Origin of the sequence: Streptomyces yunnanensis, from assembly GCF_029011865.1 — a bacterium.
GTDB classification, from domain to species: domain Bacteria; phylum Actinomycetota; class Actinomycetes; order Streptomycetales; family Streptomycetaceae; genus Streptomyces; species Streptomyces yunnanensis.
On record NZ_CP095749.1, the window covers coordinates 1,006,003 to 1,024,681 of the forward strand.

Here is an 18,679-nt window from a genome sequence, read left to right on the forward strand (position 1 = left end):
GCGCCACCGCGTTCGACGGCAGCTTGAGCTACTCCGTCTGACGTGCGCTGCAGGGGACGGGCGCCGCTGCCCGAGGTATACAACGAGGCCCTCGGCAGGGTGCTGGCGGCGCCCTCTTCTGGTAGTTGCCGTCATCGGTAAGACGTAACGAGGCTGTCGAATGCCCGCGCTGCTGCCTGCCCTCACCTGTCGCACCCGGAAGACCGAGGCATCTGCCCAGCCCCCGAAACGCGACGGCCCCCGTCGAGGCAGGGTCCGATCGCCGTTCTCGCGGGGCTTGCCCGCGGGTGCCGTTCTGATGTCACCGCAGAACGGAGTTCAGTATGCCTCAGGGCATGAGCGAGCACATCGGCACACGCGTGCGCATCGCCCGAAGTGCCGCAGGACTTACGCAAGTTGAAATGGCTGGTCTCCTCGGCCGGTCAGAACACTGGGTTCAAGACGTCGAAGCCGGCCGCCTGACCCTTGACCGGTACTCCCTCATCACTGCGATCGCCGAAGCTGTGAGCAATTGCCAAAATCTGTAGATCAGTTGAGGTTGTTCAGGCTGCGTGAGCCTCGGGGCGTTCGATGAGGTGGCCGCGTTCCAAGCGGGCTCCGGCCCGGACGAGAGCCCGCTTCGAACGCGGCCACCTCATCGAACGACCCAAACCTCTCGCGGCCTGACAGACAGAGCGCCGTGATGTCCTCCTGACCTCATGACAGGGTGAAGACTGCGGACACTTTCCGTCCGCAATGCCGCCTACGGTCGGTTCATGAGCGCAGAATCCGCCTCCGGTCAGTTCACCCCGTTCCGTATTGACATTCCGTCGGCGGCGCTGGCCGACCTGCATGAACGGCTCGACCGGACCCGCTGGCCCGACGACGAGATGCCCGGCATCGGCTGGAGTCAGGGCGTGCCACCCGCCTACCTCAGAGACCTCGCGGCCTCCTGGCGCCACGCCTACGACTGGCGTCCCCACGAGGCCGAACTGAACAAGCTGCCCCAGTTCACCACCGAGATCGATGGCGCGAACCTCCACTTCATCCACGCCCGTGCCCCCAGGCCCCACACGCTGCCCGTGGTCCTCATGCACGGCTGGCCCGGCTCGATCCTCGAACACACCGCGCTCGTCGAGCCGCTCACCGCCGACGGCCATGACGTCGTCGTCCTGTCCCTGCCCGGCTTCGGATCCACGTGACCACGCTCCTGTCCGCCACGGCCACCGCCGAGCCGACCGAGCAGGAGGCGGCCGGCCTCACCGAAGCGGAGATCGTCCGCATGCGCGCGTCCGCCGCCCGCCGCGCCCGCAATCAGCGTGAGGAGATGAGCTACGGCATCCTCCAGTCCACACGCCCGCAGACCCTCGGATTCGCCTTCACCGACTCTCCGGTCGGCCAACTCGCCTGGATCCTGGAGAAGTTCAAAGCCTTCTCCGACTGCCGTGAGTCGCCCGAAGAAGTGATCGACCGCGGCACCTTGCTGACCAACGTCATGGTCTACTGGCTCACCGGCACCGCCACGTCCTCGGCCCGGATCTACTACGAAACCGCCCACGCGGGCACGGGCTTCGCCGGCGCTACCGAGCCTTCCTCCACCCCCACCGGCCTGGCCTCCTTCCCGGCTGACACCTCCGTGGCCGTACGCCATCTTGCCGAACGGACCGACAACATCGTCCACTGGACGGAGTTCCCCCGTGGCGGTCACTTCCCGGGCCTGGAAACCCCCGACCTCCTCCTCACCGACCTCCGGACCTTCCTCCGCAACCTCCGCTGAACACCGCACGACACCTCGGAACAACGCGTGCGGACAACCCGAACCAATCCACAGGTCGTGACTATTACTCGCAACGCCTTCGCGTGTGTGACTACTGAGGATTTCGGCGTGTTGTCGGGTGTTTGTTGCTGGTGGTGAGGCCTGTCTCGGTGAGGCAGGCGTTGATCAGGTGGGGACGGTATTGGATTTGTCGTAGACCGCGTCGGAGGGTGCGGACGAGGTGCTCGTTGTCGGCGAACGCGACGTTGGCCAGTGGGCCGCGTCGCAGGAGTGACCAGATCCCTTCCACGTGGTTCAAGTCGGGTGCGTATGGGGGGAGTTGGAATACGGTGCGCCAGTCATGCTCGGCAATGTATTCGCGCATGCCTGCCGTCAGGTGGGTGTTTAAGTTGTCCCAGATCAGCATCACGGGCCCGCCGAGCTGGAGGTGGGCTCGTCGGACGAGGTCTCGGTAGTCGGTCCAGTCGAAGCTCTTGCGTTCGTTCTTCCGCCTTCGGTAGGGGCGGGGTTGGTAGATCGGCCTGGACCGTTTGCCTGACTTGTAGCAGCACAGGGCGGCGATGGACCAGCGTCGCCAGGATCGGCCGCGGACCCGCACGACGGGCGTCTGGCCACATGGGCCCCAGGTGTTGGCACGTGGCGGCGTCATCGAGAATGCCTCCTCGTTGCGTTCCAGGGCGCGTCGGGAGGGGGCCTGCCAGGACCAACCGTGGCGGTGCAGAAGCCGCCACACGGCGGCCACCGAGCAGGTGAGGTGGAAGCGCCGGCCGATCACGGTCTGGACTCTGGACAGGGTCCACCGCTGGTCAGCCCAGCCGTGGACCGCGGGCCCCTTGGCCAGTTCTTGCTCCAGGAGGGCGAACTGGGTGTCCGACAGTTTGGGGCGTCCTGGTGATCCTCGTGAAGCCAGTCCTTGCTCGCCTGCTTCGTGCCATCTGCGTCGCCAGCGTTCCACGGACCGCTCGGTGACCCGCAGTTCTTTCGCGATGCGCGCGTTCTTCTCACCGCGGGCGAAGCGGCCCGCAGCCTCCAGCCGGATCTGTTCGCGGGCCTGCCGCCGTTCGGCGTTCAGGCCACCCCTTGCGCGTACCGCATGAACATGGCGTACCGCAGGGATCACCAGTCGTCACCAACGACTTCACGCCGAAAACCGCAGTAACCCCGGTGGTTCGAGACCGGTCTCGGGACTGGTGAGGTCGCGTATTCCGGCTTCACCTTCGACCGCGACGGCTTGCTCATCCTGCGCGGAGCCCTCGCCCTTGACCAGGTCCGCGACCGCGCAGGCGAGGCCGTTGCGCCTGAGCGAGCCGGTCAACACCCCGGCGAACTGCACGCGGTGCCTGGAGTACGTCCGGCAGGTACGCACGTTGGGGGCTCCGGCGCCGCTGACTCCCGCGGAGGTGAAGCTGCTGCAACTGATCGCTGAGGGGAGCGTGTTCACCCTCCGCCCGGCGCGCAGCCAGCCCACCATCCGACCCAGCCGAGCCGCGGCGCGAGATGGGGAAGCTGGGCCGCAAGGCAGACGCCGCCGTCAAACGGTTGGCGGACAGGGGGTGGGTAACTGGTGACACCGAGCTGTCCGCCGTCCGCGGTCATTTCGGAAAGCGATGGCGACTGACCACCGCAGGCACCGCGGCCCTTGAGGCCGCGGCAACATCAGGGCATCAACCGACTCCCCGTCACCCCACCCGATGCCCATAGGCGGTGCCCGACCGGTCACCGCCCGCGCGTACCAAGGACGGACTACGGGAGGCCGATCGGCAGCGAAAGTCGAGCATTCCGACAAAGCAGCTTTCGGGCGTCGTGCAAGGGACGAAGGAACTGCTCCTGGCGTTCCAGCTGTTGGGCAACCCGGGCGCGCCCGGCGCCCTGACGCAGGCGCGAACGGCCATCCGCCGTGCCTTGAAGGTGCTGCCACAGCCGGTCCCCGACCCTACTCAGCACAGCTGAGCTGGGGTGTCTGGCCAAGCCGGTGGCGCTCTCCACCGGCTGCATGATTCGGAAACGACGCCATGGCCCGCAGCTTCCTCGATGGGGGATGCTCCGCATACATCGCGCCTCAGGGATATCCGGACGGTACGGCGGCCTTTGCCTTCGCCGCCACCTTCTGCTACCAGACGTTGGCCCTCCGTGCGTCTCCGCCCGAAGCGGTCGCCATCGCCTGTTCAACCTGTGGCACTGACACACCCACAGAACGATCCCGGTGGAGGAACACCAGAACCGGGCGCGGCCTCAGACCCGCCGGGGGTCTGAGGCCGCTGTCCTGTCAGGGTTGGACGATCCAGTCAGGAGGTGGGGCCGAGGTCCTTCCAGGGTTCGTGGTCGGCGTCAGGGCCGGTCCCGGGGGCGTTGTTCTGGGTCCACCACTTCGCGCGCCAGTAGTGGCCGTTGTACTTGACGGTGACGTCTTCGTGTGACTGTGTGGCCGGGTCGTATGCCTTGGCGGCGTCCCAGTCGGGGGCGTTGCAGCCGGTGTCGGCGACCTCGCCGGCATCCTCCGCGCCGCGCCGGTTGTCCGAGGCGAGGCCGTAGGTGCCGCCGGAGGTGGTCAAGGTGGCGTTGGCGGGGCCGGTGATCGGCAGGTAGTACTTGATCGGGATGTTGATGCTCTTCCCTGCGGGGATCACCTGACAGTATTCGATCTTGGTGGTGACGCGGTGGAAGTCGCCCTTCAGGCCGGTTCCGGCATTGGGGCCCGTGTGTCCGGGAGTGAGTCTCCACAGGCCGTCGGGGGTGTCGCTGCCCTGCCAGTTGCCGTCTTTGACCAGCGGTGAGGTCGAGGTCGGGATGTCGAGTGAGAGTTCCGCACCGCCGCCGATCGCTTTGCCCGTGTTGTTGGTGAGGCGGACCTTGGGCTCCAACGGGTACAGCTTGGCCGACCCGGCCGGGTAGTCGGCCAGGTCGACCTCAAGGTTCGCGGTCCGGGCGGGGAGTTGGGCGGTGCTTCCGGCGGCACGGGAGTTGCCGTAGTCACCGGCGTGGCCGAGTTTTTCGTCCAGACGGCTGGTCATGGTGTAGCCGATCCCGCACGGGTTCTCGGCGGTGGGGGTGGCAGGGCAGGAATAGTCGCCGGCCAGCTCCCAGATCATGACGCCGCCGGCGCCGCTGCGGGTGACGTAGTCGGCGACCGCATCGACGGCCTGGGTGTCGGTGGTCGACAGGAAGGTCTTCTTCTGCTCGTTCCACAGCCACGACGTCTTGGTGGTGTCGTCCCAGTGCCGGGCGTAGTTGCCGGTCAGCCTGTCGGACGCGTTGCGCTCGGGGTCCAGCCCCACCTGGGAGCCGTAGTTCGGCTCGATGTTGGCCTCCAGGTTCTTGGCGTGCCACATCGGGTTGGTGCCGGCCGGCAACTCGCCGCCGGCGTTGGTGGTGTCGTGCCAGATGTTGTCGATCCCCCGGGCGCCCTCCCCGCACGGTCTGGTGCCGGGCGGCGCGCCGGGCCCGCTACCGGTCCCGGCCGGGCACTGGGACTGGTCGGGCATCTTCGAGGTGCCCCACATGCCCTGGTTGCCACCGGACACATCGCTCCACCCGCGGGTGTAGTAGGGGATGCCGATGTTGATCCGGCCCGCCTGCAACGCGCCGCGGAAGTGCTTGAACGCCCAGTCGGTGTTGAAGTACCCGATGCCTCCGTACTCCTTGGTGGAGTACACCCCGGCATCGGCCAGCTCGGTGTCCTTGCCGTCGTCGTACAGCGGGGCGTTGGGGCCGACATACCCGTTCCAGGTGCCGTGGAAGTCGTACGCCATCACGTCCACGTAGTCCTGGTACTTGGCCGGGTCGTGGTTCTCCATCCCACGCACCAGATACCCCGAGGAGGACACGGCCGAGGACAGCAGGTAGTACGTGCCGTCGGCTGCGCTGGCCCGGTCCAGCTTCTCCCGCAACGTCTTCATCAGCTTGCCGTATCCGGCCGTCAGCTCCCCACGCACCGGGTTGGACACCGGCCAGTCCTCGGGGTTTCCGGTGTTCTCCAGCGACGTCGGGTACTCGAAGTCGATGTCGACGCCGTTGAAGTGGTTCTGCCGGATGAACTCCACCGCAGAGTCCGCGAACGTGTCGATCTTCGACTGGGCGTCGCTGCCGGTCACCAGCGTGTAGAGCCCGCGGGTCTGGGACCAACCACCCACCGAGATCAGCGTCTTGACGCGCGGGTGCTCGGCCTTCTGCTCGTTCAGCAGCCGGATGTTCTCCACGTCCTGGTCGCCGACCGCCAGTTTGTTGTCGGTGACGTGTGCGAACGCGTAGTTGAGATGCGTGATCTGGCCCCAGGGGACGTTCTGCGGCCGATAGGCCGGGCTTCCGTCCTTGCCGGTCCGCCATCCGGCGAAGTACCCGATCACCCGCCGGTCGTGGGTCTTGCCCATCCATTCCCGGCCCTCACCGGTATAGGCGAGGCAGTACGGCGTATCCACACCCGGCGTGCGTGGCATCCCGTCCGGACGGCACTTCTCGTTGTCGTTCGAGGCGCCCGGCGGCGGCCCGATCCTCGGCTCCCCGTCACGCGGCACGGGCGCGATCCCCACCCGTCCCTTCCGTCGCGGCGGGGGCTTCAGCGTGGCAATCCTCCTGGCAATGTCCAGGTAGGAGAGGAAGTAGCGAAACGTGTGTCCGTGCTGGGTGTTTTCAAAGGTGCGCCTCTGGGTGAACTCTGTTCCCTCGGCCCTGGGATCGTTCTGAGCGGCCTGCCGGATGCGGTCGGACAGGGCGGTCCAGTTGTGGATCAGGTACTCGACCCAGGTGTCCCCGGCACGCGTTGCGTCCAGGTGGAACGTCTGCTGCCCGCCCCGCATCGCCTGGGCGATACGACCGGCGAAGATGCCGAACCTGGCGCCCTCGGCGATCGGCATGATCACACGCTCGAAAGACTCCCGTAGATCGTCCAGGGTCCTGCCGTCGAATGCCGCGATGTACCGCACCGCATTGCGCAGCGGTGTTGCACCCAGCTCGATGCCGTAAACGTTGCCGTACCTCTCGGCGAAAGACAGGGGCACCCGCCTTAGATCCGGATCGAGGGAATTCTGGACGTCCTGCGGGATATAGACTTCCCCGTCTGTCTGACCGTTGCGGGTATAGGCATACAGCACGTTCCGAGCCCGTACGTAGATGCCCCGGACGTAGAGGTCGTTGGGATCGATGACCAGTTGCACCGCGTTCTGGTCCAGGCCCCCGAGAGCTCCGATGCCGATGATCTGCCAGTTCGGCTGCTGCATCACCCGCCCCACGCCCGGAGTGTCCGCGACGGGCTGGGCTTGCCCGTTGCCGTTCCGCGTCATGGTGTTGCGCAGATTCCCGACGATCTCCAGATACCGGTCCGCCGTCTCATGCCCGTCATCCTGCTGGGTGCGGGGCTGCGTGGGTGTGGCTGCCTGCGCGATACCGGGCCCCGAGCTCACAGCCAGGGACACCAACAGGGCACCGATCACAGCCCACGTCGCGCCGCGCCACCTCGCCCCGCGCCGCCAGAGAGACATGCGGGAACGGTGTCTCACCATTTCGAGGCTCATGTGGTCACGCCCAGAAGGTGTAGGTCGCGCGCAGTGTTCCGTTGCTCGAGGCCCCGCCGTCCGAGTAGTAGGCAGCCGTGTATTCCTTGCCGTGGGTCAGTTTTCCGGTCGCGATCACCGTGGCGCCGAACGCTTCCCCGCATTGCTCCTTGTAGTCGGAGCTGGGGCAGGTCCAGTCCCAGTAGACGCGCGTGCCCTTGGTGCCGTTCCCCTCGTAGATGCCGATCCAGTCGTTCTTGTGCTTGTCGTAGGCGGCGCGATCACTGGGGATCTGCCAGATCACCGCGACCCCCATGTCCGTGAGTCGGAACGGCGGGGCCGGGACCGTCTTGTACCAGACCCGCGAGGTGGTGACGGCGGTGTTGACGATCGAGTAGTCGGTGTTGACCGTCCCGTCGTCTGCGTCGGCGAGTCTCGGCGACCGCTGCGAGGTCAGCCGCCGCGCGTCCGCCTGTCTGTCCTTACCGGCCGGACCCGGCGCAGTGTCAGCGACCGGCGTCACGCTCACCGCTGCCGGATGTGGACCTGATGCCTCGTCAGCAGCGGCTGTCACTCCCACAGTTGCCAGGGCGGCGGCCAGTCCGGCCATCACCGCCGTGGCACGCGAACGGAGCCTCGTCAGACGCATGGATGGTCTTCCTCTCAGCGAGTTGAAATCCGGTTCCTGCCGCGTGTCCACCATCCGGAGCGCTCCTGGGACAACGTCACACAAACACGCCGAGGACATGACAATGTCGTGGCCAAACCCGAGGCTCGGCATCCTGTCGCCGAGCCCCTACCAGTCCGCCAGAAAACGATGAATTTCCTATAAACGATGAATCAACGCTGCGCCGGGCGACATCACGTACATCTCAGTCATCCGCACGGCATCGCACGCCGGGTGACCGCCTGCATCTGGCACACCAGCGGAAGCACCGGAACCCCCAAGCCCGTCCTGGTTTCCCACCGCGCCGTAGCCGCCCGCGCGGCGGTCCTGCCGTCCTGGTCCGCTCTCACGCACACCGACCGCATCGCCCAGCTGACCGCTCTGACCTTCGACGCGGTGCTGTGGGAGGTCCTCGGCGCGCTGACGACCGGGGCTCGCCTGCAGATCGCCATGCCGCGCGACCGCATCCCCGGCCCGGCCCTGCCCGCTTCCTGGCCGAACACAAGATCACCGCGTTCACCAGCACCCCGACCTACCTGGCGGCCGTGCCGTTCACCGACCTGCCCCACCTGCGGCGCATCGTGCTCGGCGGCGAGGCACTGCACCTGGGCCCGCTGGAGCAGTGGATCGGCCGGTACGACGTGGCCAACGCCTACGGCCCGACCGAGACGTGCGTGGAAGCGCTCGTCGCCGAACACCTGAGCCCGGGCGAGGACCCCGTGCCCATCGGCCGTCCGCTGCCCGGCGTACGCGCCTGGGTCCTCGACGCCCACCAGCAGCCGGTACCAGCCGGGGAGGCTGGTGAGCTCTACCTCGGCGGCCAGGGGTTGACCACTGGCTACCTGGCCCGGCCAGATGAGACCGCGGAGGCGTTCCTCCTGCTGCGCCTGCCCGGCCCGGACGGTCAGGAACGGGTGTACCGCACCGGGGACCGGGTGCAGCAGCGGCCGGACGGTCGGTACATGTTCCTCGGCCGCGTCGACAGCCAGCTCAACCTCGGCGGCGTGCGCGCGGCCGCGCTGCTGACCGACCAGGCAGCGAGCGGCAGGCCCCGGCTGGTCCTGCATGTAGAGACGGACGACACGGGCCTGCCCGCCCGACTGCACAAGCAGTTGGCGAACCAGCTGCCGCCCTCCGCCGTCCCGGCGCTCATCACCGCGCGCCCGTCCCTGCCCAGCACCTCGACCGGCAAGATCGACCGTCTCGCCCTCTCCCATACCGCCTGCGAGCTGACCGCGCCGGACACCGGGGCAACCGGGCCGGACCCTCAACGATCAGCCTCCTGCTCGATCAGTGAACCCTCGCGACGGGACGCCGACCGCTGATGTCGGCGTCCCGTCCCGCTTCGCACCGCCCCCGGTTCGGCGGCTGAGGGCGACGTCGGCCGGCTCGGGCGGGGGCACGACGCCGGGCGACAGAATCCGCAGGACGCGCACGACGGTGCGGCCAGCTGCCTCGTTGGCGGCCGCGACGATGCGGGTCTGCTCCAGGCGGGCCTTCGTCGCCCACGCCGCCGACTCCGGGCACACGGTGAGCTGACCGGAGTCCGGGTCGAAGCCGACGGCCGAGACGTGCCCGGCGAGTTCGGGGGCAATGGCCGCCCACTGCTCACGCAGCGAGGCGCCGGCCGGGAGTTCTCCCGCGCGCCCGGTGACCGTTGCGCCGATCGCCGCTCCGAGGCCGATGGGCTCGCGTCCGTCGCGCAGCACCGTACGGACCGGCGCGGCTTCGACTTCGCCATACGGCCGCCGCCGTTCTTCCGAGCCGCCTCCATCGCGGCCCGCAGCGCGACCCTGGCCAGGTCGACGCCGGACAGCTCATCGCCGCTCATGCCTGCCCCACGGGGTGAAGCCGAGGTCCAGGTGTCCGAGGGGGGACTTGAACCTTACACACATGCCGGTGATGTGGGGTGAATTGTGGCTACCGTAAGCGCCATTCTTGAGCCTTGGACAGCTAACCAATCGCTCATACAGCCGTCTTGTCCACAAGGCCGCCGGCCTGATCGGCTGGGCGTGCTTCCGGGCTCTGTGGGTGGCGCTGATTTGTATCGGGGCAACACGTGTCAGGCCGGTCCACCCGTCTGATCCCATGGCCTCTCGGAGCCGAATGAGGTTCGGGCGGGATCGCCACCTGCCTGTTTGGCGGCTCCGCAGGTCGGGGCGTTGCAATCGGTGGGTCTCGCCTGGTGTCGGGAGGATTCAGGGAACGGGTTGGCTCCCCGGCAGCGAGGAGTTCGGTCGGAGCGGGCAGGTTGTCCCCGTTTCCAGCCTCGGCCGGCTGACCGACCTCGAGGTGGTGGCTTCGCAGCTCGATGGTGAAACGTCGCCGTCGTGTGGCTGACCCTGATTCTGCGATTCTGCCTGGTGGCAGGTGTCTGCCGGGAGGGCGGCGACGTCGCTGCGTGTCGAGGTCATGGGCCTGTGGCTCCGAGCGACTCGGTCGAGCCTTCGTTTTCGTTCGCCTCCCGATCGCGCTCCTGCCCGGCATCTCGCGCGGTGGGGCCGATAGGTCCGTCCGAGACTCTGCTCCTTCCCCGTCCCTGCCGGCCGTCTGTGTCCCTCACCGTCCGCGCCACGAGCACGCCGTGCCCTCGAACCTGCCGCCGGCACCGCATCCGGCGGTCCGGCTTCAGGTCCATGGTCACTCGTGCCGCTCCTTGTGGTCGGCGAGGAGCCACTCGCAGTCCCGGGCGAGCAGGTTGATCTGGACGAGCGCAGACAGTCGGCCCGCGCCGAGGCCCTGCTCTGACCGGAACCGGATTTCGGACAGCCGGCCTGTCCGCCGGGACCACTCCATGCCTCCGCGCCAGAGCTTGTCCGTCGCTGCCTGGGCTTCCGGCAGAAGAACTGCGATGTGTCCGCGCAACAAACCGTCCAATTCGGCCAGTTCGTCGGTGCAGAGCGAGGTGTCACGCAAATCCTGTGCGCGGACGAGAGTGGAACGAATCATGCCCTCGTCGACTGGAGCCGCAGCTGACCCATCGGCGGTCGTCCCCGCACCCGCGGGGGTTGTTCCCGGAGACTGCCGGCACCCTCGCGGATCGTGCCGTCGTCCCCGCACCCGCGGGGGTTGTTCCCGCTCGGTACGGCGATGCTCCCGGCCGGCACCGTCGTCCCCGCACCCGCGGGGGTTGTTCGTCGTCAGACACGGTCGCCCTCCCCGATCACGCGTCGTCCCCGCACCCGCGGGGGTTGTTCTCCGTGGAGCATGCCCTGAATGCTCTGACCAAGGTCGTCCCCGCACCCGCGGGGGTTGTTCTCGACGGTAACGGCGACGGTAAGAGGTCCTAACAAAGGCGTTGGACGTGTCTGTAGGTGATGAGACATGTAGCGAGTCCGAGGAAGGCTTCATGGATGTCGTCCCGGCGCTCCCATCGGATGCGCAGGCGACGGAAGCCGTGCAGCCAGGCGATGGTTCGTTCGACGACATATCGGAAGACGCCCAGGCCGGAGCCGTGTGGCTCGCCTCGCCGCGCGATCACGGGACGGATGCCGCGCTGCCACAGCAGACGCCGGTACTTGTCGTGGTCGTAGCCACGGTCGGCGAGCAGTGCGTCGGGCCGGTGACGGGGCCGGCCGACAACCCCGGCGACAGGGGGGATCTTGTCGAGCAGAGGCAGGAGCTGGGTGACGTCGTTGCGGTTGCCGCCGGTCAGCGACACCGCGAGCGGGATGCCTTGGGCGTCGGTGACGACGTGGTGCTTGCTGCCCGGCCGTGCGCGATCGACCGGACTGGGACCGCTTTGGGCCCCTACGGGCCGCCCGCACATGGGAAGAGTCGATCACCGCCCTGGACCAGTCCAGCTTCTTCGCCGACCGCAGCTTCTTCAACAGCAGCACATGCAGCTGGTCCCACACCCCGGCGGCATTCCAGGCGGCCAGCCGCCGCCAGCAGGTCATACCCGAACCAAAGCCCAGCTCCTGCGGCAGGTACTCCCACTGGATGCCGGTGTGCAGCACGAACAGGATCCCGCACAACGCCTGCCGGTCCGGCACCCTCGGCCGCCCCTCAACCAGCTTCGGCCCCGGCTTGGGCAGCAACGGCTCGACCAACGCCCACAGTTCATCCGACACGATCCACGGCCGCGACTGACGTTTCCCCACGACCAGACCAACGAGCAAATAGGCCAGCAGTCACATGATCAACCACTTCTGTTAGGACCTCTAAGCGGGATGTGTGTCGTCCCCGCACCCGCGGGGGTTGTTCCCCGCGTGGCGTCAGCCGGCATGGTGGGACCGGGTCGTCCCCGCACCCGCGGGGGTTGTTCCCCACGGAGGACCAAACCTCACTGCGACAACTCGTCGTCCCCGCACCCGCGGGGGTTGTTCCCGACCTGGAGTCGGGAGCCGGCGGTGGTGGACGTCGTCCCCGCACCCGCGGGGGTTGTTCCCCCCTACGGATCCCAGGCCCATGACGAACGGTGTCGTCCCCGCACCCGGGGGGGTTGTTCCGGCCGAATCGGGGCGGGGGTGCGCGGGCGTCGTCCCCGCACCCGCGGGGGTTGTTCTTCCGCGATAGGCATGGGGAGATGGCGCCTTTTGTCGTCCCCGCACCCGCGGGGGTTGTTCGCGTGGGCAGTCGTAGTCGCAGTCGCCCGGGTCGTCGTCCCCGCACCCGCGGGGGTTGTTCGCATGGGTCAACGAGCACGACGACGACGCCCTGGTCGTCCCCGCACCCGCGGGGGTTGTTCTCAGCTGTACCGCGCGCTTGGCGGGGGGCGTCAGTCGTCCCCGCACCCGCGGGGGTTGTTCCTCCTGGACGTCCCGCAGGTCGTAGGCCACCCCGTCGTCCCCGCACCCGCGGGGGTTGTTCCCCCTCCTGAGCCGGGGTACCCCGCCCCCACCGGTCGTCCCCGCACCCGCGGGGGTTGTTCCCTCGTAGTACGCGCGAGCCTGGGGGTGGGTGAGTCGTCCCCGCACCCGCGGGGGTTGTTCACTCGGCATCGGGGAGCCGACCCACGGCGGCGAGTCGTCCCCGCACCCGCGGGGGTTGTTCGCGTTGGTCGCTGAACGTCTCCGTCTCCGGTACGTCGTCCCCGCACCCGCGGGGGTTGTTCCTTCAGGTTGCCGTCGTCGTCTGTGGCGGTGACGTCGTCCCCGCACCCGCGGGGGTTGTTCCTGCCTGGCTGCACCAGACAGTTGACGCCTGCTGTCGTCCCTGCACCCGCGGGGGTTGTTCGCCCGATCAGCGCCCCGTCCCGTCAGGCGGGAGGTCGTCCCCGCACCCGCGGGGGTTGTTCCCTGGAGGGCAAGGAAATGACCTGGTGCCCGTCGTCGTCCCCGCACCCGCGGGGGTTGTTCGCCGCATGTGGTACACAATTCAGCGCGTGTCGCCGTCGTCCCCGCACCCGCGGGGGTTGTTCGCCCTCAGGCAGCATCGTCGTCCACCTCCAGACGTCGTCCCCGCACCCGCGGGGGTTGTTCCCAACGGCTGATCGCTTCGTCTGCCGGCATTGTGTCGTCCCCGCACCCGCGGGGGTTGTTCCATCGGGCCATCCAGGGCGCGTTGCGCGAGGAGGTCGTCCCCGCACCCGCGGGGGTTGTTCTCGCCTTACGCGTGGTTTTGCCGGTGCGCGGTCGTCGTCCCCGCACCCGCGGGGGTTGTTCCTTGCGCTTCCGCCCGGGGACGATCCTGCGGCCGTCGTCCCCGCACCCGCGGGGGTTGTTCCCGGTGCCAGGGCGACCGGGGTCCATGAGAGGAGTCGTCCCCGCACCCGCGGGGGTTGTTCGCTGGGGCGGGATCTCACCCTGTCTCGGGTGCGGTCGTCCCCGCACCCGCGGGGGTTGTTCTCGCCCCGGTGGCGACGGCCGACCCGACGGAACGTCGTCCCCGCACCCGCGGGGGTTGTTCCAGAAACATCTGCACAATGACGGCGAAGATGATGTCGTCCCCGCACCCGCGGGGGTTGTTCTGTAGGTTTCCTTGCCGGCGCCGGTGGTCTGCTGTCGTCCCCACACCCGCGGGGGTTGTTCTGAGGGGGCGTCAGTGTCGGTCGGCCGGGATCCGTCGTCCCCGCACCCGCGGGGGTTGTTCTGTGGTGTTTGACGCCGCGTACATCGAGACGCGGTCGTCCCCGCACCCGCGGGGGTTGTTCCCCAGACGGGTTGCTGATCAACTGGGCCCGTTGGTCGTCCCCGCACCCGCGGGGGTTGTTCCGGCCCCTACATCGACCCGAACGAGGACCCGGCGTCGTCCCCGCACCCGCGGGGGTTGTTCCGTCTACCACAGTCCCACCACCACCCCTGTGGAGTCGTCCCCGCACCCGCGGGGGTTGTTCCAGCTCGCAGATCCTGAGCAGGTGCCCGTCCATGTCGTCCCCGCACCCGCGGGGGTTGTTCTCCGAGGCCGGAGGGGCGCGCCAAGCGGAAGAAGTCGTCCCCGCACCCGCGGGGGTTGTTCTCGTACACAAGCGTGGTCACGATGGGTCCTTCCGTCGTCCCCGCACCCGCGGGGGTTGTTCTCTCGGCTACTGCGGGCGCCACCGGCTGGCGGTGTCGTCCCCGCACCCGCGGGGGTTGTTCGGCACGTACCGGCACCTGCGGTTCATAGCTCCGGTCGTCCCCGCACCCGCGGGGGTTGTTCCGTCACACAGGCCGCTGACCTGCATGTCCGTAGGTCGTCCCCGCACCCGCGGGGGTTGTTCCCTCCTCGGCACGCTGCGCGCCGCCGAAACCGCGTCGTCCCCGCACCCGCGGGGGTTGTTCCTACTGGCTCTGGCCGATGTACGTCCTGATCCCGTCGTCCCCGCACCCGCGGGGGTTGTTCCCTGGTACAGCTGGCGCGCGAGATCCGGGGGAAGTCGTCCCCGCACCCGCGGGGGTTGTTCGCCTTCGCGCTGAACGTGGAGGTCCTCCACGCCGTCGTCCCCGCACCCGCGGGGGTTGTTCTCCTCGCGGGAGCGGGGGATGCGATTCCGAAGGGTCGTCCCCGCACCCGCGGGGGTTGTTCCGCCCGCGACGTCTTCGGCGACCGGCTCTGGGGGTCGTCCCCGCACCCGCGGGGGTTGTTCTGCTGGCTCGCAGCACGACGTCCTTGCCGGTGGGTCGTCCCCGCACCCGCGGGGGTTGTTCCGTCCTGGGCACCCAGACCCTCGCGGACGCGGCGTCGTCCCCGCACCCGCGGGGGTTGTTCGCGATCATGGCGTCGTAAGAGAGGACGTTGGCCGTCGTCCCCGCACCCGCGGGGGTTGTTCCCCTCGGTCCCGGCGGTTGCCCAGGACCCAAAGGTCGTCCCCGCACCCGCGGGGGTTGTTCCGGTCGAGGTGCAGCTCGGCCAGGGCTCGGAAGGTCGTCCCCGCACCCGCGGGGGTTGTTCGGCTCGACGCAAAGCCGAGGCCCGCGCAGAGAAGTCGTCCCCGCACCCGCGGGGGTTGTTCCCGGGCGGGATCGATGGGGGTCGACGTCTACCCGTCGTCCCCGCACCCGCGGGGGTTGTTCGTACGGGTGGGCCGGGTCGTCGTAGTAGCACTCGTCGTCCCCGCACCCGCGGGGGTTGTTCCGACCTCCCCAACGCGCTGCGCCCCTTCGACGCGTCGTCCCCGCACCCGCGGGGGTTGTTCGCCCGTGCGGTTCACGCACCCCGAAGTCGACCCGTCGTCCCCGCACCCGCGGGGGTTGTTCCAGGTGGTGGCGTGGGCGGAGCACCGCCAGGCGGTCGTCCCCGCACCCGCAGGGGTTGTTCTCTCTGTGGTCTCCGGAGGGGCAGGCGGGCCCGGTCGTCCCCGCACCCGCGGGGGTTGTTCGTCCGGCTTCTTGGGGAAGGCCGGGGGCTGCTGGTCGTCCGCGCACCCGCGGGGGTTGTTCGGCGGAGAGCTGGTGTGGGCCGGCGAAGGGGGTGTCGTCCCCGCATCCGCGGGGGTTGTTCCTGGCCCGAGCGGCTGGGTACGGCACCCGAGCGGTCGTCCCCGCACCCGCGGGGGTTGTTCTCCTGAGATCGTCCCCGACGAGCTGCGCCACACGTCGTCCGCGCACCCGCGGGGGTTGTTCGCTGGAGTCGGTCCTAGAGATTCCCCACGAGGCGTCGTCCCCGCACCTGCGGGGGTTGTTCTGAACCGTGAGAAGGCCAAGCCGTCCGAGCTGGGTCGTCCCCGCACCCGCGGGGGTTGTTCCAGCTGGGTCTGCCCGGCAACGACCCGTCGACCGTCGTCCCCGTACCCGCGGGGGTTGTTCCGAGATGACCACCAGGACGCCGACGACCAGCAGGTCGTCCCCGCGCCCGCGGGGGTTGTTCCCTGCACGAGGAGGGGTTCCGCGTGGGAACCGCGTCGTCCCTGCACCCACGGGGGTTGTTCCAGATCATCCAGTTCCGTCTCCGCGGAGACGCGGTCGTCCCCGCACCCGCGGGGGTTGTTCGACGATGCGGTCGCAGCCGTTGCGGTGCAGGTGGTCGTCCCCGCACTCGGGGGGTGTTCCCGGTGCGGTACGCGCTGATCCCGGTGCCGAGGTCGTCCCCGCACCCGCGGGGTTGTTCGGGACCTGGGATGTGGGGATGGCCTCACCGAAAGTCGTCCCCGCACCCGCGGGGGTTGTTCGCGGCGGCCCTCCCTCGCTGGAGCGAAGCGAAAGTCGCCCCCGCACCCCGCGGGGGTTGTTCCGTGAGGACCTGATCCCACACCGGCGTGAGAGCGTCGTCCGCGCACCCGCGGGGGTTGTTCGACCATGGTTCCCCGCCAGGAGTCCGGCGTGAGGTCGTCCCCGCACCCGCGGGGGTTGTTCCCCGCCCCGGGGCAGTGACCGCGTCATCGGGTCGTCGTCCCCGCCCCCGCGGGGGTTGCTCCATGCCCGTCGCCCGCTGATTGCGGATGCGGGCGTGTCCCCACACCCGCAGGGGTGGTTCTGCGCGAGAGGACTTCATACGCGTGGCCCTGACATCATCCCCGCACCCGCGAGGCAGCCCGCCGAGACCCGCTGGGAGGCGCTGAGCACCGCCGTCGTCCCCGCACCCGCGGGGGTGTTCTACGCGGTGGTGTTCGCCGCCTCCAGCATCCTGGTGGTCCCCGCCCCGCGGGGGTCGTTCCGCCCAGACGCTGCGCTCGTACCCCTCGGTGATGTCGTCCCCGCACCCGCGAGGGTTGTTCCACCGCCGACGGCACTGGCCGCTACGTCACCGGGTCGTCCCTGCATCCGCGGGGGGTTGTTCCCAGAGCTACGAGCTCACGCTTAACGCGCTCGAGTCGTCCCCGCACCTGCGGGGGTTGTTCCTTGGTGGGGTAGGTGGCGTCGGCCAGGGAGCAGTCCTCCCCGCACCCGCGGGGATTGTTCTCCTCGGCCCCCACCGCATCGTGCACAGCCGGTGTCGTCCCCGCACCCGCGGTGATTGTTCTCTGGTGCGGTCCGAGAACGAACAGGCGACGGCGTCGTCCCCGCATCCGCGGGGGTTGTTCCGCGTGGATCGGGGCGCAGGGGGCTGACCGGCGGTCGTCCTCGTACCCGCGGGGGGTTGTTCGTGCTGCCGGTCTCCGGCGTACCGGGCTCCGTGGTCGTCCCCGCACCTGCGGGGGTTATTCGATCAGGGTGACCGCAGCCCCCACCACGAGACCGTCGTCCCCGCACCCGCGGGGGTAGTTCGCTCCGCAGCGCGCCGTGGAAGGTGCGCCGGTAGTCGCCTGACAGCGACCAAGATCATTTCCCCGGGTGCGGCCAGCGGTTCCCCGCTCACGGTCCCCAACGGCGGCCAGTTGCACTCCCCGCCGACGGAGGGCCGGTCACGCGCCGTTACGGCGATGCAGCTTCCCGCCTTTCCCTGCGGCCAACGTCAAGACAGGCGTGGCGGAGCCTTGTGAGGTTAGTCAGGGAAATCGGGCTGCGTTCGGGCTGGCTGACGGGCAGCATGGCGGGATGCCGGATCTGCTGTGGGATGACGTGCGGAACTTCTTCCATCCTGACCTGATGGGCGCTCTGCCGGACGTATGCGTACCCGACGCCTCGGTCGCCGACTGGGAGGCCGTGTTCGACCTGATCCGATCGAGCGGATGGACGTGGGAGTATTCAGAGGGCGGCGTCGCCGGGCCGCTGCCGTCTGCTGCGGAGGTGCTGTCGCGCTCCGCCGATGCGGATGCTGCCGATCTGCGGGTCTGGCCGGTCCCGGATGTGCTGGCGATCTTCCGTCCTATGTCCGCCGACGAGATCGGCTTCGACGTCGACCTTCGCGAACTGCAGGGCCAGGCTGGAGTGGACACCCTGTGCGACTTGCTGGGGGCGATCGGCCGGCGTCTGGGCAAGCCGGTCGTCATGACCGGCGAGGGCGACTACGGGAATCCGGTGCTCGGGTTCGACCCCGCGGCCGACCGTGTGGTGCTGCTGGCGGATCCTCAGCTGATCGGGCTGGTCGGCGCCGCAGCGGGCAGCGCCGGCTCAGATGAATGACGCCAGGCGGGGAGATCCAACTGGCCGCCGACAGTTGTCCCCGCACCCGCGGGGGTAGTTCCATCGATGCCCCCAACACCGCGATCGGCCGCCTGTCGTCCCCGCGCCTGCGGGGGTTGTTCCTGGCTCGCCGCTCACCACGCCTACGTCGTCGCGTCGTCCCCGCACCCGCGGGGGTGGCTCTGAGGACCGAAAAGTTTATCCCGACGCCCCGGCGTCGTCCCTGCACCCGCGGGGGTTGTTCCACCCGTTGGGGGTGGAGACACTGACCGGCCACGTCGTCCCCGCGCCTGCGGGGGTTGTTCGCAAGTGATGGCGGAACCCACCCTGTATGGCGGGTCGTCCCTGCACCCACGGGGGTTGTCCGACGATCAGGTCCAGAGGTCGCCGCGTGCTGTTGTCGTCC

The 18,679-nt window shown here is 69.0% G+C and carries 12 protein-coding genes, 1 pseudogene and 2 CRISPR repeat arrays; of the genes and pseudogenes, 6 read left to right on the forward strand and 7 right to left on the reverse strand.

The window, feature by feature from the left end; genetic code table 11:
* Nucleotides 1–335: 335 nt before the first annotated feature.
* From MOV08_RS04095 to MOV08_RS43750, 3 genes are all read left to right on the forward strand, one after another.
* Nucleotides 336–527 (forward strand): helix-turn-helix domain-containing protein, encoded by a 192-nt coding sequence (locus MOV08_RS04095; protein WP_275306297.1) that lies wholly within the window; start codon nucleotides 336–338, stop codon nucleotides 525–527.
* 228 nt (nucleotides 528–755) lie between these two features.
* Complete coding sequence (locus MOV08_RS43745; RefSeq protein ID WP_338057134.1) at nucleotides 756–1,181, forward strand: epoxide hydrolase N-terminal domain-containing protein; 426 nt, start codon at nucleotides 756–758, stop codon at nucleotides 1,179–1,181.
* Nucleotides 1,178–1,756 (forward strand): alpha/beta fold hydrolase, encoded by a 579-nt coding sequence (locus MOV08_RS43750; RefSeq protein WP_338057135.1) that lies wholly within the window; start codon nucleotides 1,178–1,180, stop codon nucleotides 1,754–1,756. Before MOV08_RS43745 ends, MOV08_RS43750 begins: the two co-directional genes overlap by 4 nt.
* A 91-nt stretch (nucleotides 1,757–1,847) precedes the next feature.
* On the opposite strand, the gene MOV08_RS44050 is transcribed toward MOV08_RS43750, so the two are convergent.
* From MOV08_RS44050 to MOV08_RS04125, 4 genes are all read right to left on the reverse strand, one after another.
* Nucleotides 1,848–2,851 (reverse strand): winged helix-turn-helix domain-containing protein gene (locus tag MOV08_RS44050; protein WP_420834125.1). Its coding sequence is split into 2 segments: nucleotides 1,848–2,836 and nucleotides 2,836–2,851, totalling 1,005 coding nucleotides; codons are not numbered across the junction.
* Nucleotides 2,852–2,894: 43 nt separating this feature from the next.
* A complete protein-coding gene (locus MOV08_RS04115) occupies nucleotides 2,895–3,089 on the reverse strand; it encodes a hypothetical protein (RefSeq protein ID WP_039629532.1) in 195 nt (64 codons plus the stop codon).
* A gap of 952 nt (nucleotides 3,090–4,041) precedes the next feature.
* Nucleotides 4,042–7,230, reverse strand: a complete 3,189-nt coding sequence (locus MOV08_RS04120) for a glycosyl hydrolase family 18 protein (RefSeq protein WP_275306298.1) — start codon at nucleotides 7,228–7,230, stop codon at nucleotides 4,042–4,044.
* Nucleotides 7,231–7,267: 37 nt separating this feature from the next.
* On the reverse strand, nucleotides 7,268–7,945 hold the full coding sequence (locus MOV08_RS04125; protein ID WP_275306300.1) for a hypothetical protein: 678 nt from the start codon (nucleotides 7,943–7,945) through the stop codon (nucleotides 7,268–7,270).
* Nucleotides 7,946–8,077: 132 nt separating this feature from the next.
* On the opposite strand from MOV08_RS04125, the pseudogene MOV08_RS04130 reads away from it, so the two are divergent.
* Both MOV08_RS04130 and MOV08_RS04135 read left to right on the forward strand, forming a co-directional pair.
* Nucleotides 8,078–8,314, forward strand: a pseudogene (locus MOV08_RS04130) (AMP-binding protein); the annotation flags it as partial.
* Nucleotides 8,311–9,234: an AMP-binding protein gene (locus MOV08_RS04135; RefSeq protein WP_275306302.1), complete on the forward strand. Its 924-nt coding sequence runs from the start codon at nucleotides 8,311–8,313 to the stop codon at nucleotides 9,232–9,234. The pseudogene MOV08_RS04130 and the gene MOV08_RS04135, both read left to right, overlap by 4 nt.
* Here the strand turns inward: MOV08_RS04135 and MOV08_RS04140 are convergent.
* The 3 genes from MOV08_RS04140 to MOV08_RS04150 all read right to left on the reverse strand — a co-directional run bounded on the left by MOV08_RS04140 (nucleotide 9,184) and on the right by MOV08_RS04150 (nucleotide 12,012).
* The gene (locus MOV08_RS04140; RefSeq protein ID WP_275306304.1) at nucleotides 9,184–9,618 is read right to left on the reverse strand and encodes a DciA family protein; all 435 of its coding nucleotides are present in this window, start codon (nucleotides 9,616–9,618) and stop codon (nucleotides 9,184–9,186) included. The two genes, MOV08_RS04135 and MOV08_RS04140, sit on opposite strands and share 51 nt — an antisense overlap.
* Nucleotides 9,619–10,549: 931 nt before the next feature.
* Nucleotides 10,550–10,858 (reverse strand): DUF6415 family natural product biosynthesis protein, encoded by a 309-nt coding sequence (locus MOV08_RS04145; RefSeq protein WP_275306306.1) that lies wholly within the window; start codon nucleotides 10,856–10,858, stop codon nucleotides 10,550–10,552.
* Nucleotides 10,859–10,895: 37 nt separating this feature from the next.
* A CRISPR array of direct repeats spans nucleotides 10,896–11,168; the repeat unit is 28 nt; unit sequence GTCGTCCCCGCACCCGCGGGGGTTGTTC.
* Between the two features lie 27 nt (nucleotides 11,169–11,195).
* Nucleotides 11,196–12,012 (reverse strand): IS5 family transposase gene (locus MOV08_RS04150; protein WP_420834112.1). Its coding sequence is split into 2 segments (ribosomal slippage): nucleotides 11,196–11,652 and nucleotides 11,651–12,012, totalling 819 coding nucleotides; the frame shifts between segments, so codons are not numbered across the junction.
* A 75-nt stretch (nucleotides 12,013–12,087) separates the two neighbouring features.
* A CRISPR array of direct repeats spans nucleotides 12,088–15,894; the repeat unit is 28 nt; unit sequence GTCGTCCCCGCACCCGCGGGGGTTGTTC.
* Nucleotides 15,895–17,745: 1,851 nt separating this feature from the next.
* Between MOV08_RS04150 and MOV08_RS04155 the strand changes: the two genes are divergently transcribed.
* Nucleotides 17,746–18,273, forward strand: coding sequence for a hypothetical protein (locus MOV08_RS04155; RefSeq protein WP_275306307.1), 528 nt, complete (start codon nucleotides 17,746–17,748; stop codon nucleotides 18,271–18,273).
* Nucleotides 18,274–18,679 lie beyond the last annotated feature (406 nt).